Genomic DNA, 16,069 nt, shown 5'->3' on the forward strand with positions numbered 1-16,069 from the left:
GGGGGAATTGCTTTACTCTAACCGTATATTTTAGACAGCACACCATTAACGTCTGACATATTTACCTCGAAATCCCGGAGGCGTTCCTCAGTAGCATTTCCGCCAAATTCAGGCGTCCCCTCTACCTGCGGGGTTATGATTTTATGGCACTCCAACCCCGCCATATCGCATAATGCTTCGTACTCGCTTATGTCTTTATATTCAAAGAGAATAACTTTAGTGCCTGGCTTGGCAAATACAAGATTTGCTAGCTGAGCACCGTGCGCGCCTACGATTACTGGGGCCTCGCTAAAAGCTCGAGCCTGCCCCTGGAGTGATAGATCATCGCAGTATATTGGCTGAATCCCCTTAACCGCCAAGGCGGATTCAAGCTCTGAACTATTTCGAATTCGTCTACGCACCCTTTTTTCGTTTTGGCGGCTGGCATAGATACCACCACTGTAAAGTTGAGGCCCTGTCCTGTTCAGCTTTTCCGCAATTTCATCTCTCCACCAGTTAATTACCGCCGGATTCAAAGTATGATTTGAGAAAAATGTTGGAACGTATAATTTTTTAAAAAAGTGGAAAGTTTTCGTTATTCCATAATTCGGCTCATTATATACCATGCTTTTATCGGTATTAATTTTCAGAAGCCGAAGGAAGTCCATTTGAGAAGGGTGAGGCCTTGAATGCATCGCTATCCAATAACGGGACGCAGTTCCAAATACTTTCTCGAAAAGCATGATTCTTGGAAGCCAGTTCATTAGCATATGCCAGTGATTATTCTGCCCTCCAACCAACACAGTAGGAGCTGTAATTTCAGTGATAGGCTTATCTATCGTCGCAGTAAACCGATCGCCCTCCATACTGTGAGGCATCGGAAACCACTTCAGTGCGTTTACATAACCTTCGTCAAGCACACACATGTCATGCTGCGGCAAGAAAATCTGCGAAGCATGATTCACAATTACGTTATTGAGTTCAGCCACACCAAACTCAACGTGCTTTCGCTCTCTCTTAATCCAGTCGTAGCTTTCGTGCTGCAAATCCACTGGATGCCATGTTCCGCCAGAATTTTCAGCCGCTGTTTTTAAACTTACATTTATTCCTGTTAACATCATATTCTTTTGATCCAAATTTATTGTGCCGGATGATGCATGCTGCAGTGTTATTATACTTTTAGGCTTTTCGTGCAGACCCTACTTTGCTTCTTATATATGGATTGGGTAGCTAGGGAATTATTCAGCGCGAAGTCAATATCTGAGCATTGTGGTGTCGGCATTGCTCACCCCCCTGTTTGACAGGCCAATTTTGCTACACAAACCGAATATGTTCTAGCAAAACGTGTGCCTATTTAGCGTTGCCCTTGGGAATTGCGGCGCTAGAGGCCCCCTCCTAGAATTGCCCCGGCACGAGACGGAGCAAATGAAGGGAGCAACGTTGTGTGGATGCGGTCCATGCAAGGCTCTCTATAGCTCGGTAAATGTCGTAGCTATGAGGTGGCCAGGCATTGCTCCTAGGAATTATGCGTAAAGATTTCGATCGAATCGAATCTTTGGCGAAGGAGATCGCTTGATCCAGAGGCTCGTCAACAAAACCGAAAGACGCGAGGTCCCCTCAACCATGTGGCGACAAAAACATGACATCAGGCACAAGTGAGTAATCAAATAGCTTTTATTGCCCATAAGCTTTTTCAAACTGATAAAACCAAAATAGACCATATTCTCAAAAACAATTAAAATTAATTGTTGAATGAATCAACGCGTCAAAAACTCTCCAAAATGGACTATAGATCTTGAAAATCACCCCAACCATCGAATGCTCCAACACCGCCCCCTTCGTCCTTTTTGGCGGCGTCAACGTCCTTGAATCCTTGGACCTGGCCCTGACCGCCTGTGCCGAATACGTGCGCGTCACCGAGAAACTGGGCATTCCTTATGTCTTCAAGGCCAGTTTCGACAAAGCCAACCGCTCCTCCATCCACTCCTATCGCGGCCCAGGCATGGAAGAAGGCCTGCGCATTTTCGAAGCGGTAAAGGCTGAGTTCGGCGTACCGGTGATTACCGATGTCCACGAGATTTACCAGTGCGAGCCTGTCGCCGAAGTGGTTGACGTATTGCAACTGCCTGCATTCCTGGCCCGCCAGACCGATCTGGTAGTGGCTCTGGCCAAAACCGGCAAGCCGGTGAACATCAAGAAGCCTCAGTTCCTGAGCCCGTCGCAAGTGCAGAACATCGTGCACAAGTTCAAGGAAGCCGGTAACGACCAGTTGATCCTGTGCGACCGCGGCACCTGCCTGGGTTATGACAACCTGGTCGTGGACATGCTGGGCTTCGGCGTGATGAAGCGTACCTGCGCGAACCTGCCGATCATTTTCGACGTGACTCATGCCCTGCAGCAGCGTGATCCGTCGGGCGCTGCATCGGGTGGTCGTCGTGAGCAGGTCGTTGAACTGGCCCGTGCCGGCATGGGTGTTGGCCTGGCTGGTCTGTTCCTGGAAGCTCACCCGAACCCGGATCAAGCCAAGTGTGACGGCCCAAGCGCCCTGCCGCTGGATCAACTGGAGCCGTTCCTGGCGCAGATCAAGGCACTGGATGATCTGGTCAAGTCGTTCCCGCCACTGAACATTGCCTGAAGCCAAATCTGTTGAAACAAGGATTGTGAACATGGCAAGTACAGAACAACGAGTCGCGATTGTCATTCCGGCCCGATATGGCTCGACTCGCCTGCCGGGCAAGCCGCTGGCTGATATTGCCGGCAAGCCAATGGTGCAACACGTTTACGAACGCGCCCTGCAAGTCGCCAATGCTCATGTGGTGGTGATCGCCACTGACGACGAACGCGTTGCGAAAGCAGTGCGCGCGTTCGGTGGCGAATGCGTCATGACCTCGCCGGATCACCCCTCCGGCACCGACCGCCTGGCCGAAGTCATGGCGCAGATTGATGCGGACATCTACATCAACCTGCAAGGAGATGAACCGCTGGTACGTCCAGCGGACATCGAGGCGCTGGCTGCGGGCATGCTCGCTGATGCGAGCGTGAAGGTTGGCACCCTGTGCCACCCGATCGAAGCGCACGAAGCCGGCAACCCCAACACTGTGAAAGTGGTGCTGGCCAATAACGGTAACGCGCTGTACTTCAGCCGTTCGCCGATTCCGTACCCACGGGACGGCGAAGTCGCGCACTACCTCAAGCACGTTGGTGTCTACGGCTATCGTCGCGATGTGCTGGCCGACTACAGCAGCCTGCCACAGCCGATGTTGGAGCATGCAGAGAAACTCGAGCAACTGAGGCTGATGGCCGCGGGTTACTGCATTCGGGCGTACGAGGTCGAACCGACCGGGCCGGGCGTGGACACACCGGAGTGCCTGGAGCAAGTGCGGGCGCTGATTAGCGGCCAGGCCCCTGCCCCACAGCCGACCCTTAACGATATTCGTCTGGTGATCACCGATGTGGATGGTGTGCTTACCGATGGCGGCATCTATTACGACGCCACTGGCGAATGCCTGAAGCGCTTCCATGTGCGCGATGGAATGGGCATGCGGTTGTTGGAAGAAAACGGTGTGCGGGTGGCGGTGTTGTCCGGGCGTGATTCGGCAACGTTGCGCAAGCGCGTGGCTGACCTGGGCATTACCCTTTGCCAGTTCGGCGTGAAGGACAAGCAGTCGGCGTGCAACCAGTTGATGGCGGAAGCCGGTGTCAGCGCCGCGCAAACGGCGTGCATTGGTGACGACTGCATTGACTTGCCGGCCTTCGCGGCTTGCGCTCTGTCGTTTGCCGTGGCGGATGCGCCGGTGTACGTGAAAGCGGCGGCCACCCATGTGCTGAGCGCAGCGGGCGGTACCGGTGCATTCCGTGAAGTCGCGGACAGTATTCTGTTTGCTCAGGGCAAGGATGCGGTACTGGGCACTGCGGCGGGTTATGCGCAGGTGATGGCGAAGATGGCGCAGTAAGCCGACGAGTCGTTCATGGAAGACAATAACGGGGCCGATGTTGGGCTCCGTTTTCGTTTCTGCAGATCGATATATGGACTACGCGGGATGCAGCGTTTGCACGCTTGAAAATGAAGGCGCCCTTGCGGGCGCTTTCGCTGGCAAGCCAGCTCCTACAGTGAGCGCGTTGGATCGTAGGAGTTGGTGGCGCCTGGAGATTGACGGTATCAGTCGAAGATTTCGACGACGCCTACGACAGCGTTGGCGCTGTTGGTGACGGCCAGGGCACGGATCTTGTTGTCGAGCATGTAGGCTTCCGCTTCCGACAGCTGCGAATCATCCTTGATGGTGTGCGGGTTGGCGGTCATGAAGTGGGCAACGGTGGTGTGGATCACGCCTTCGTTTTCCAGCAGTGCGCGACGCAGGTCGCCGTCGGTGACGATACCGACCAGCGCACCCTCTTCCATGACCACGGTCAGGCCCATACGGCTTTGGGTCATCACCAGCAGGCAGTCGTGGAAGCTGGTGGCCGGGGTGACGATCGGTGCTGGCGTGTGCATGACATCGCTGACTCGGGTCAGCAACTTGCGACCCAGGCTGCCACCGGGGTGGTAGCGGGCAAAATCCATCGGCTTGAATTGAATGGCTTCGATCAAAGCTACGGCCAAGGCATCGCCCATGGCCATGGTTGCCAGGGTGGAGGTCGTCGGCGCCAGGTTGTTTGGGCATACCTCTCGCTCGACGGAGATGTCCAGCCAGATATCCGCGTGCTTGGCCAGGGTCGACTTTCCGTTGCCGGTCATGGCGATGATTTTGTTGCCGAAGGATTTCAGGCTTGGAATCAGCTTGATCAGTTCTTCTGTCTCGCCGCTGTAGCTGATGAGGATCAGCACGTCGATCGGCTTGAGCATGCCCAGGTCGCCGTGGAAGGCTTCAGCCGGATGCAGGAAGAAGCTCGGGGTGCCGGTGGAGGCGAAGGTCGCGACCATCTTTTGCCCGATCAGGCCGGATTTTCCCATGCCGCACACGACGGTGCGACCTTTGCAACCGAGGATCAGTTCGACCGCACGCTGGAATTCGCCATCCAGGCGCTCCGCCAGCTGACTGATGGCTTGCGCCTGGGCGCAGAGGGCTTCTTTGGCAATCGGAAGGTGATTCATGGGGGACCTTATCGTTCCTTGATTTTGAAGGCGCGTATGGTAACGGCTCAACACCGGTCATGGAACGCCAATAGACTTCCGTCTGTAGGAAATTTCCCAAGAATAAGTCGTTACGCGCCAGATAATTGGCAATCAATGGACAGAATCCGTACTATCGCGCCCTTTCTGGTCAACTGTTACGGGGAAGTGGGCAAGGACCGCGCCGCCTTCACTGGTGTGTCAGGCAAAAAATGGATGATTGCTTACAGTTGGAACGCATGGGTATCGATTCGAACACCACAATATTCGCCAGCAACAGGAATGCTTTCTGGTTAAGCCGCTCCACGCTGGAAAAACGCTTGAGCTTTTTCCTGCCTGCGTATCGAGCTGATGGTTTCAGCATCGTCACGACCGGCTTGGCGTCCAATGCCTCGTTCGTCAATTACGTTCGGCATCACCGAATAACGGATCTCCGTACCGGCGCCACGGTTGACGTGATCGAAAAGTCGATTCGCAAAATTCTCTTTATCCCCAGTCTTGAGTCACGCTTTTATCGAGAGCGCAACGTGCTATGGGGAAGCGTTCATTTCAAGCACCCAATTTGCCTGGGCGTCATTGAGACACCGTGGGAAAGCCTGATTTTTACCAGTTATGTACAAGGCCGTCCGCCACGCCTGGCATCTATCGCCAAGATCATGGCGCCGGGCATTGCCGAAATCGAGAATCTGTCCAGTCGATATCTCGGCTTCTCGGCCTGGTGGCAGGCTCCCAAGTTCTGGACCATGGATTTTTTTCGGCCTTGGTATCTAGTGCGGCCGCGCTTCAATTTCGAGCGCTATTTGCACTCCCTTGTGAAATTGGCTCGAGACGATAACCGCTTTGCTGACCTGCCCCGTCGACTTCTCGCACTACGGCCGATAGTGCGTCGGGAGGCCAATCGGGCAAAAAACAGTCAGCGCTGTTTTTGTCATATGGATTACTTGCGCAAGAATTTTTTCCAGTCGCCCCAGGGTCTGCAAATGATCGACTGGAGCGAGTTCAAGATCGGGCGTGTCGGATTTGACGGCGGTTCCTATGTGAGTGCGGTATTCCGGCGCAGTGACATGGAACGCTTTATCAGCGTTCGCGCCGAGTTCCTCGCCACCTATGTCGAAGTGCTGGACCCTCGGTTCGACCAGCAACAGGCGTTGCGCAACCTGGATTACTTGTTCCTGCAAAACTCTCTCTGGTATTTCCTGCGGCCCACGACCATTGCTGACTATAAGCGACGGGGCAAGCTGGATCTGTTGCTTGAGAAGTATGAGTACTTGTTGGCACTACCCTTGATTTCGGGGCGTTAGGCGAGTCGATACGGACGTTCGTTGTTTGAGGTGAGGACGCCTTCGCTGCGATGCGGCGACCCGACAAGCCAGCTCCTACAATGGGCTTGTTTGACAGGAGGGCGTCTTCATGCCCGGGGTTTTGCGTACGTGATCACCCTTGCGGATCAAGATTATCCAGCGCTCGATTCACCGCCATATCAGCCAGCATGATCACCTGCTGGATACCTAGCAGCATGCTGCGCAGCGGCCCATCCACGAATGTTGCGAAATCACTGGCCATGACACTGGCAGACGCCAGCGATTGGCAGGCGTGGGCCAGCAGCGTTTCAGTGTCGATGCCTGGGGCGACGACGAACATCGAGCTGGGATTGTGGGACGCGCAGGGTTTGAGGATTGCGGGTTTCAGGTGCAGGTCAATTTATGTTTCGGGGGGATTGGGGAAAGGTTTGGGCATGATGAAGCTCCGTTTGATGCTTTGAGATGCCCCCCATCCGCTTCCAGGCGAAGGGGTGGCAGCTGTACGCAGGCTGGAAACACGAGCAAACGGCAACCCGGTAGACACGGAGGTCTCCAGCGCACAGCCGCCATAACGGAGTGCACACATTAAAAGCGCGCAATCCTTCGTTATGAAGGGCGCTTTAGCGCCGTTTACACTTCGGGGTTGCCAGCCCCGGCCGCTGATTTGACAGCGGCGGGCAAAGGCTAGAGATGCAGCTTCCGAGGGGCAACCTGAAAGGGTTGTGGGATGTTTCTTCGGAGGTTGAGTGAATTTAGGCGATATAGATTGGCTTGGATAGGCGCCGCCGCTGGCAAGCCGGCTCCTGCATCTAGGGGAAAAAAACCCTCATGTAGGGCTTTACCCTACAGACAGCAGTTTCTCCAAGTGGCTTAAATTCGCTTACCAGCAAGGACGCATCTCAACCATACACTCGCACCACTAAAGGCAGCCGAGTACGATGCGTTATCTAGTCTTCATCCTCATAGCCATGATCGTTGTCACCCTTGTGGCATCGCTGTATGGGTGGTACTGCCACCTGCGGGATGACGAAGACGACCTGTATTATTCGCCCGAAAATCCTATCGATTCAAATCACGCACGCACGCCTTGCATACAGCCAGCAGAGAGGCTTCGACAGCGAGATCACGCTAACACGTCGAAGCCTTCGCCCACAGCTTCAGCCGATCTGTCCGTCCATTGAGCCCGCCATTGATGCACCGAGTGATTACCTGGAACCGGCCTTCTTTCTTGAACCCTGTCATCGCGTCATTTAGTGCGGCTGTAAAAAACGCCGGTCCCGGGCTTGCCGACGTCTTCTCTGGCAAGTCCGCTCTTAGGCTGGGGGATAGGCTTTCTATGATTGTCAATCGGCCCGTGAGCGCCGCAGCTGCCGCTCATCGGGCCGCTGGCTGGCGGGGTCTGCACGTGTTTCGGGAAATCACGAATTATGTGAAAAAGTCGTCAGAATCCTCCTACTTTTATGAATGGCAATCGTCCGTTTGTATTATCATCCGCAGCAAATTTCATTGAGCATTTCCTCCAGGCACACGCAATGATTTGTGCCTGACCGAAGAGTGCGCCCGTTATGGATATCCGCTGTTTTTTATGGACAATGCTGCTCCACCGCGTCGCTCTTTGCTGATTCTGTCCAAGGGTGCGCAACAGATCTCCACGCTCCCCGCCTTGCTGCCTGAATATCGGCTGCTGTGTGGTACGGTGGGCGACATTACCCAGGCCGATGACGTGTTGGCGTGGGGACGCAAGCCCAGTGCGCTGCGTGCCAAGACCGCTGCCGATGCTGGCGGGTTGCCGCTGATTACGGTCGAAGACGGTTTTTTGCGCTCGGTGGGACTCGGTGCTGAAGACCCGCCGCTGTCGTTGGTTGTCGACCCGGTGGGCATCTACTACGACGCCAGCGCTCCTTCTCGCCTCGAACAACTGATTCCCGTACCGCTGACCCAAGCGCAGGTGCTGCGTGCCCGTGCCTTGCAGGCGAGCTGGTGCGAAGAGCGGGTGTCGAAGTACAACGGCGCGCGGATCGAGGCCTGCGCATTGCCGCAGCCTTGCGTGCTGGTTGCTGATCAGACCCGTGGCGATGCCTCGCTACAAGGTGCCACTGCCGCCGATTTCCAGCGCATGCTCGACGCTGCGCTGGCCCGTCACCCGCAGAGCACGGTGGTGGTCAAGGTTCACCCGGACGTAGTGGCCGGGCGCAAGCAGGGGCACTTCGACCTGGCGGCCTTGCGTAAGCATCCGCGGGTGCAGGTGATCAGCGATAACGTGCACCCTGCCGAGCTGATGTCGGCCGTCGATGCGGTGTACGTGATGACTTCGCAACTGGGCTTCGATGCCCTGTTGTGGGCCGTGCCGGTGCACACTTTTGGCATGCCGTTCTATGCCGGATGGGGTTTGACCCTTGATGCGCTGCCCGCGCCTGAGCGACGTCAGCCGGTCAGCCTTGAGCAGTTGCTGCATGCCGCGCTGGTGGAATATCCGCGCTACGTCGACCCGGAGACGGGTGCGCCGTGTCAGGTCGATACCGTGCTGGCGTGGCTGGGTTTGCAGCGACGGATGCGCAGTCGCTTGCCCCATGACTTGCAAATGGTCGGCTTCAGCAAGTGGAAACAACCCTTGGTGCTCGACTTCTTCAACGGCTCATCCGTTCGGTTTCTCGGGCGTTTCTCCCGTCGCCACGTGACCGCTCCGGTGATCACCTGGGGTTGCCAGCACGATACGCCCCTGTCCGGAAAATCAACTCGCCACCTCGGCCGCGTCGAAGACGGCTTCCTGCGCTCCGTCGGCCTGGGTGCGAAGAAAACCCGCCCTCTGTCCTGGGTGTTCGACGACCTGGGCATTTACTACGACGCCACCCGCCCTTCACGTCTGGAACACATCTTGCAAAACGAGCCTTGTGCACCGGGCTTGTTGCAGCGGGCAGCGGCGTTGCGTGAAGCGATCTGCGTGGCCGGCGTGACCAAGTACAACCTGCCCGGCACCCCGTGGAAACGCCCGGCCGGTGTCGAGCGGGTGATCCTGGTGCCGGGGCAGGTGGAGTCGGATGCGTCGATTCGTTATGGCGCGCACCGGATCCACCGCAACCTGGATTTGCTCAAGGCGGTGCGCGAGCGTCATCCGATGGCGTGGCTGTTGTACAAGCCGCACCCCGAAGTACTGGCCGGCACACGTGAGGCCGGCGAAGACGAAGAACGCACCAGCGACTGGTGCAACCAGGTGGTGGGCGATGTGCCTTTCCACTCGCTGTTGTCCGAGGTCGACGAGGTGCATGTGCTGACCTCGCAATCGGGCTTCGAAGCTTTGTTGCGCGGCGTGCCGGTAACCACTTATGGCCAGCCGTTCTATGCCGGTTGGGGGTTGACCCAGGATCGCGACCTGAGCCCGGACGTCCAGGCGCGCCGTACCCGGCGCCTGAGCCTGGACGAGCTGGTGGCCGCGACGCTGATCCGCTACCCGACTTATGTCAGCCGCATCACCCGAAAATTTACCACGCCTGAACGCACGCTTATCGAGATCCAGAACTGGGATGAAGTACCAACGCAAGGAAGAACTTCAACATGGCGAGAGATGATTCGGCGTTTGTTCCTTACGGTTTTGAAACCACGCCTCAGGCAATCCTGATTCCCAGGCAGCGCTCGCTGCGTCCGGTGCCGGTGAAGCCGCGCAACTCGTTCCTGTTTTTGCAGGGCGTCAGTTCGCCGTTTTTCTCGCGCCTGGCGCAAGCCCTGCGCAACGAGGGACAGCGGGTCAAGTCGGTCAGTTTCAACATGGGCGATACCCTGTATGGCAGCGGTGCGCGGGTGTTTTACTCGGCGCGCCCCGAGCAGCTGGCGGATTTCTACAACCACTGCTTCAAGGCGGAGCACATCACCGACGTGGTGCTGTTCGGCGACTGCCGGCCGGTGCATCAACCGGCGGTGGCGCTGGCCAAGTCGCTGGGTATTCGTGTGCATGTGTTCGAGGAAGGCTACTTCCGACCCTACTGGATTACCCTCGAGCGCAATGGCGTGAACAGTCATTCGCTGCTGCCCCGGGATCCGGAGTGGTATCGGGAGGTGGGCAAGTACATCCCGCGTTATCACAACGGCAACGAGTTTCGCCTGTCGTTTGCCTCCCGGGCCCTGCACGATGTGATGTATCACGTCGGCGGCGCGCTGAACAAAGTGGTGTTTCCCCATTACAAGACCCACGCGCCGTTCAACGCGGCGGTGGAGTATGCGGGCTATATTCGCCAGGGCCTTCGCCTGTTGAGTGCCAAGGGTCGCGATTCCGAGGTGATCAGTGAGGTGGTGCGCAACCGTCACCGCACCTTCCTGCTGCCCTTGCAACTGGACAGCGATGCACAGATCCGCGATCACTCGCCGTTCCGCCACATGAAGGATGTGCTCAAGCATGTGATGGGCTCGTTCGCCCGGCATGCCGGCAGCGATGCGCGGCTGGTGGTGAAGAACCATCCGCTGACGCCCGGCATCGTCAACTACCAGCGCATCACCCGGCGCATCGCCCACAAGCTGGGCATCGAAGGCCGCGTGGATTTCCTCGAGAGCGGGCACATGCCGACGCTGCTGTCTCATGTCGCCGGCGTGGTCACGGTCAACAGCACCGTGGGCGGCTCGTCGCTGATGCACAACGTGCCAACCATCGCCCTCAGCGACCCGATCTACAACCTCAAGGGGCTGACCCACCAGGGCGGCCTCGACGCGTTCTGGGACCACCCGGAACCACCTGACTCCACGCTGTTTCAACGCTTTCGCAGCACGGTCATTCACACCACGCAGGTCAACGGCGGCTTCTATACCCGCTGTGGCATCGACATGGCGGTGAACAACTCCCTGGAAGTGTTGATGGCGAAAACCTCGAAGATCGAACAGTACCTATGACGCTGCACAAGTCTCCACGCTGCATTCTCATCACCGGTGCCACCGGCGGCATCGGTGGTGCCCTGGCGCCTGCTTACGCGGCACCGGGGGTGACCCTGATCCTGCAAGGCCGGCGCCTGGATCGCCTGGAAGAAATGGCTGTGCAATGCCGCGCCCTCGGTGCCCGGGTGTTGCTGCAGCCGCTCGACGTCCAGGACCTGGAAGCCTTGCGCCGCTGGATCAGTGAGATCAGCGAAAGCGAGGCGCCGGACCTGATCATCGTTGGCGCCGGGGTCAACACCTCCACCGGTGATAACGGCGAGGGCGAAATCTGGGAACTGTCCCAGGCGCTGATCGAAATCAATGTGCTGGCGGCCCTGGCCACGGTGCAGGCGGCGTTGCCGGCGATGCGCGCGCGCAAGTCCGGGCAGATCGCCCTGTTCAGTTCGCTGGCCGGCTGGCGCGGGCTGCCCGCCACCCCGAGCTACAGCGCCAGCAAGGCGGCGATCAAGGCCTACGGCGAAGCGATGCGCGACCTGGTGGCGGTGGACGGGGTGAAGATCAACGTGATCATGCCCGGCTACGTCGAATCGAAGATGTGCTTTGAAATGCCCGGCCCGAAACCCTTGCTGTGGGTGCCGGACAAGGCCGCGCGCAGGATTCGCAGTGGCCTGGCGGCAAACCAGGCACGGATCAGCTTTCCGTTCCCGCTGAACCTTGGATGCTGGGCCCTGGGGGTTATTCCGCCACGGCTGTCGTCGATCATTTTGCGGTGGCTGGATTACGGTGCCTGATGTGTTGAGTAGTGCGTTTAGCCTGGTGGTTGTGCTCGGTTTTTTCCTCTCGTGCGCGTTCGAAAAACTCTTGGTGCCCTGCCCCGGCTGGCGTCGCCCGCTGCGCGCCTGGCTGTTGCACGCCGGTGCCTGGGGGTTCGCCATCGGCTTGCTGTACCTGATCACCGGCCGTGCCTGGTTCAGCGCGGTGAACGTGCTGGCCCTGTGGCTATTGATCGTGCTGGTGAGCAACGCCAAGTACCATTCGCTGCGCGAGCCCTTCGTGTGCGCCGACTTCGAATACTTCAGCGATGCGGTGCGCTATCCGCGCCTGTACCTGCCGTTCTTCGGCATCGGCAAGGCCATTGGTTTGGCGCTGCTGTTTTTGGTGTATTTGGCCTGCGGCCTGTATTTCGAACCGGTGGGTGCCAACGCCCATGCCGTGGCGACGGGCACCTTGATCGGTGGCCTGGCGCTGCTCTGGCTTGGTGGATTTAAACCCCTGAAGCCGACCTTCGACGCCGGCCTGGACTTGGGGCGCTGGGGTTTGGCGGCCAGTTTGTGGACGTACTTTTTTGCCGCCCGGCGCCCTGTGGCGCTGGCGTCATTGAAGTCGCCGTTCCTTGGCGAGGAAGCACGGCCCATGGCCGATGCCACCCTCGCGGACCTGGTGTCGGTGCAGAGTGAATCGTTTTTCGATGCGCGCAGGCTGTGGCCCGGTGTTCGTGCGCAGGTGCTCGAGCAATTCGACACCTTGCGCGATGAAGCGCTGGCCCACGGCCGTTTGCAGGTGGCGGCCTGGGGTGCCAACACGGTGCGTACCGAGTTCGCCTTCCTGACCGGCATCAAGGTCGACCAGCTCGGCGTCCATCGCTTCAACCCTTATCGCCACCTGGCACGCCAGGGCGTTGCCAGCATCGCCCTGGAACTCAAGCGCCGGGGTTATCGCACGGTGTGCGTGCATCCTTATGTGGGCAGTTTCTACGGTCGCGACAAGGTGCTGCCGGCACTGGGCTTCGATGAGTTCATCGACGTGCGCAGCTTCACCGAGCAGCAGAAGGCCGGCCCCTTTATCGGTGACTGTGCGGTGGCGGACAAGATCCGCGAATTGCTGGATGCGCCGGGTCGTACGCAGCCGTTGTACATCCATGCCATCACCATGGAGAACCACGGGCCGTTGCACCTGGAAAGCGTCGAAGCGGCCGATCTGGCGCAATGGTTCGACCGTCCCCTGCCTGAAGACCTGCGCGACCTGGCGCCGTACGTGCGCCACCTGGGCAACGCCAATCGCATGCTCGGCCAGTTGCGTGAGCACTTGCTGGCGCGCGACACGCCGACCGGGCTGTGTTTCTTCGGCGACCATGTGCCGATCCTGCCCGACGTGTATGGCGCCCTGGGTGAGCCGGATGGCGATACCGAGTACTTCATCTGGTCCAATACCGCGCGCAGCGCCAGCGCTCCCGCGGACATGGGGGTCGAGCACCTCGCCAAGGCGTTTATCGATCACCTGGCGTCGGTACACGATGCAGCGTGAACCGGTGCAGATCGTCCTCGCCTCCAGCCTTGCGCAGCGCGAGCCGGCGATTGCACGCTGGATCACCTCGGGGCGTGGCTCGCTGGCGTTCATCCTCGGCGACGAAGATTGCCGTTATCGCCTGTTGGCCGACGGGATCAATTGGGACAGGGTGTTGATTGCCTCTCGCAGTGATGGCGTCATCGGTTACGCGGCGTTCAAACATCATCGACTCGGGCCGTTTTCACCAGGCCTCGCGCCCTTTGTGCGTGAGTTCGGCTGGCTGGGTGGCACGCTGCGCTACGGGCTGTTCATGATCAGCGAGTGCCGTGAGTGGTACTACGGGTTTTACCTGTATGGCTTGCGCGTGCACAAGGTCGCCCGCCGCCAGGGAATTGCCAGCACCTTGCTGCAGGCGGTGTTCGAGCAGGCGTTGGGCGGCGGCCATGAAAAAGTCGAGCTGGAAGTGCAGGCGAAAAACCTCGCCGCCCGGGCGTTCTATGCCCGCCACGGCTTTGTGCCGATCCGCACCCTGCGCTGGCTCAGCCGCCTGATGCCGATTCCCACGGTCATCAACCTGCGCCGCACGTTGTCACCCCTTTCACGAGTGCCCACGAAATGAATCGACCCGTCGCCCTTGAGTCCCTGGTGGAAGGCCCCGGCTGGGTGGGCATCATGTCGCAATGGGTGATGTGGAAAGTCTTTCACCTGGGTGAGTTTCTCGACCCTGAAGGAACGCCGCAGTGGTTGTGGCGACGCGGTCGACAACGGCCTGCGGGGTTGAAGGCGATTTCCGGGATCGGCTACAAGAGCTCGTCGGATCATGCCCGGGTGTTGTGCAAGCGCTGGGGTATTCCCTACGTGGCGCTGGAGGATGGCTTCTTGCGTTCTTCGTCGCTGGGGGTGGAAGGCGATACGCCGATGTCGATGGTGGTCGATCCGATCGGCATTCACTACCTGGCCGATCGGCCGTCGTTGCTGGAGAACATCCTGCAGGTGCCGCACACCCTGAGCGATGCGGATCTGGCCACCGCGCAGGAACTGATTGCCCTGATGCGCAGCAGCGGCATCGGCAAGTACAACAATGCGCCGGACTTGAGCGATGACGATCCGCTGGGGCGTGAGCGGCCGCTGGTGCTTGTGGTGGACCAGACCTACGGCGACTTTTCGATTCCCGGTGGCGGGCTGTGTGAGGCGGACTTTATCCGCATGCTCGACGCGGCGCTGGCGGAAAATCCCGAGGCGGATGTGCGGGTGCGGATTCACCCGGACTGCGTCACCGGCCACAAGAAAAGCTGCCTGCTCGATGCGGCCCGCGAACGCGGCCTGGTGCTGGAGAGTCGTCATGTGTCCTGGGCCTCCCTGGCGCGCCGGGCCCAACGGGTTTATGTGGGCACCAGCCAGGCCGGGCTCGAGGCCTTGATCCAGGGCATCCCGGTGACCTGTTTCGGCCTGCCGTTCTATGCCGGCTGGGGCTTGACCGATGATCGCCTGGCCATCCCCCGCCGCCAGGCACGTCCAACCCTGGTGCAGTTGGTGGCGGCGGCGTATATCCGCTATTGCCGTTACGTCGACCCGCTGACCGACCAGCGCTGTGACGTCATGACCGTGGCCCGGCAACTGGCCCGGCAAAAGCGGCAGGACAGCCAGTTTGCCGGCAACCTGACGCTGATCGGCGTGCCGCGCCGCGAGCGGCCGGCGCTGCGCAGGTTGCTCAACAGTCGCTGGGGCCGCTTGACGTTTGCCCGCGACAGCGCCGAGCTGATCCCGACTGTGGCCCGCGAAACGGGCAAGCTGATGGTGTGGCATGCTTACGAATCGGGCGATCTGCCAGCCCGTGCCCAGGCCCACGGCGTGCCACTGTGGCGTATCCGCCCGGATGCGTTGCAATGGCCGTGCGGCGATGAACAACCCCTGGCGCAGATCCGCGGCCTGCCTTGCAGCCCGCAGCAAGCCCAGGCTGATAAAACCCGCCCTAAAGCAGGACTGCTGGAAGGGTGTGCGCGGTATCGACAGGTTCGCAGATACCTCAAAGGCATGCTCTGAACATTGCCGTTCGAGACGGCCTCGAATATCGCATCAATATCACAGGCAACCAGCCCCTGTAGGAGCCGGCTTGCCGGCGAAGGCTGCCTTGATCTTGCATCAGGCTTGCGGGCCCATTCGCTGGCAAGCCAGCTCCTACAAAAAATCATGCGACCTGTAGGAGCCGGCTTGCCGGCGAAGGTGGTCTTGGATCTTGTGTCGGGCTGTCGGGCCTCTTCGCTGGCAAGCCAGCTCCTACAAAAACCATGCGACCTGTAGGAGCCGGCTTGCCGGCGAAGGCGGTCTTGGATCTTGTGTCGGGCTGGCGGGCCTCTTCGCTGGCAAGCCAGCTCCTACAAAAATCATGCGACCTGTAGGAGCCGGCTTGCCGGCGAAGGTGGTCTTGGATCTTGTGTCGGGCTTGCGGGCCTCTTCGCTGGCAAGCCAGCTCCTACAAAAATCATGCGACCTGTAGGAGCCGGCTTGCCGGCGAAGGCGGTCTTGGATCTTGTGT

Annotated in this window: 12 protein-coding genes; 9 read left to right on the top strand and 3 right to left on the bottom strand. The window is 59.0% G+C overall.

Annotated features, from left to right (window positions below):
- Positions 1-17: 17 nt before the first annotated feature.
- Positions 18-1,100, bottom strand: coding sequence for a DUF563 domain-containing protein (locus tag HFK74_RS20160; protein WP_180205014.1), 1,083 nt, complete (start codon positions 1,098-1,100; stop codon positions 18-20).
- 671 nt (positions 1,101-1,771) lie between these two features.
- On the opposite strand from HFK74_RS20160, the gene kdsA reads away from it, so the two are divergent.
- Together kdsA and kdsB are read left to right on the top strand one after the other, a co-directional pair.
- Positions 1,772-2,614: a 3-deoxy-8-phosphooctulonate synthase gene (gene kdsA, locus HFK74_RS20165; RefSeq protein ID WP_180205026.1), complete on the top strand. Its 843-nt coding sequence runs from the start codon at positions 1,772-1,774 to the stop codon at positions 2,612-2,614.
- A gap of 31 nt (positions 2,615-2,645) precedes the next feature.
- Entirely contained in the window at positions 2,646-3,932 is a 1,287-nt protein-coding gene (gene kdsB, locus HFK74_RS20170; RefSeq protein ID WP_180205015.1) for a 3-deoxy-manno-octulosonate cytidylyltransferase, read from the top strand.
- Positions 3,933-4,138: 206 nt separating this feature from the next.
- Here the strand turns inward: kdsB and HFK74_RS20175 are convergent, their stop codons facing one another.
- Positions 4,139-5,071 (bottom strand): SIS domain-containing protein, encoded by a 933-nt coding sequence (locus HFK74_RS20175; RefSeq protein ID WP_180205016.1) that lies wholly within the window; start codon positions 5,069-5,071, stop codon positions 4,139-4,141.
- 257 nt (positions 5,072-5,328) lie between these two features.
- Between HFK74_RS20175 and HFK74_RS20180 the strand changes: the two genes are divergently transcribed.
- Positions 5,329-6,390: a phosphotransferase gene (locus HFK74_RS20180; RefSeq protein ID WP_180205017.1), complete on the top strand. Its 1,062-nt coding sequence runs from the start codon at positions 5,329-5,331 to the stop codon at positions 6,388-6,390.
- Between the two features lie 133 nt (positions 6,391-6,523).
- Here HFK74_RS20180 and HFK74_RS20185 read toward each other — a convergent pair whose 3' ends face one another.
- Positions 6,524-6,790 (bottom strand): DUF6124 family protein, encoded by a 267-nt coding sequence (locus tag HFK74_RS20185; protein WP_368738170.1) that lies wholly within the window; start codon positions 6,788-6,790, stop codon positions 6,524-6,526.
- Positions 6,791-7,975: 1,185 nt separating this feature from the next.
- On the opposite strand from HFK74_RS20185, the gene HFK74_RS20190 reads away from it, so the two are divergent.
- The 6 genes from HFK74_RS20190 to HFK74_RS20215 are packed head-to-tail and all read left to right on the top strand — an operon-like array spanning position 7,976 to position 15,576.
- Positions 7,976-10,006: a capsular polysaccharide biosynthesis protein gene (locus HFK74_RS20190; protein WP_180205018.1), complete on the top strand. Its 2,031-nt coding sequence runs from the start codon at positions 7,976-7,978 to the stop codon at positions 10,004-10,006.
- Between the two features lie 32 nt (positions 10,007-10,038).
- On the top strand, positions 10,039-11,265 hold the full coding sequence (locus HFK74_RS20195; RefSeq protein ID WP_180205027.1) for a capsular biosynthesis protein: 1,227 nt from the start codon (positions 10,039-10,041) through the stop codon (positions 11,263-11,265).
- A complete protein-coding gene (locus HFK74_RS20200; protein WP_180205019.1) occupies positions 11,262-12,038 on the top strand; it encodes an SDR family NAD(P)-dependent oxidoreductase in 777 nt (258 codons plus the stop codon). The genes HFK74_RS20195 and HFK74_RS20200 overlap by 4 nt, the downstream gene beginning before the upstream one ends.
- A gap of 4 nt (positions 12,039-12,042) precedes the next feature.
- Positions 12,043-13,551 (top strand): LTA synthase family protein, encoded by a 1,509-nt coding sequence (locus HFK74_RS20205; protein WP_180205020.1) that lies wholly within the window; start codon positions 12,043-12,045, stop codon positions 13,549-13,551.
- Complete coding sequence (locus HFK74_RS20210) at positions 13,541-14,152, top strand: GNAT family N-acetyltransferase (protein WP_180205021.1); 612 nt, start codon at positions 13,541-13,543, stop codon at positions 14,150-14,152. Before HFK74_RS20205 ends, HFK74_RS20210 begins: the two co-directional genes overlap by 11 nt.
- Positions 14,149-15,576 (top strand): capsule biosynthesis protein, encoded by a 1,428-nt coding sequence (locus HFK74_RS20215; protein ID WP_180205022.1) that lies wholly within the window; start codon positions 14,149-14,151, stop codon positions 15,574-15,576. Before HFK74_RS20210 ends, HFK74_RS20215 begins: the two co-directional genes overlap by 4 nt.
- Positions 15,577-16,069 lie beyond the last annotated feature (493 nt).

Source organism: Pseudomonas sp. SbOxS1 (genome assembly GCF_013416725.1).
Classification (GTDB): Bacteria; Pseudomonadota; Gammaproteobacteria; order Pseudomonadales; family Pseudomonadaceae; genus Aquipseudomonas.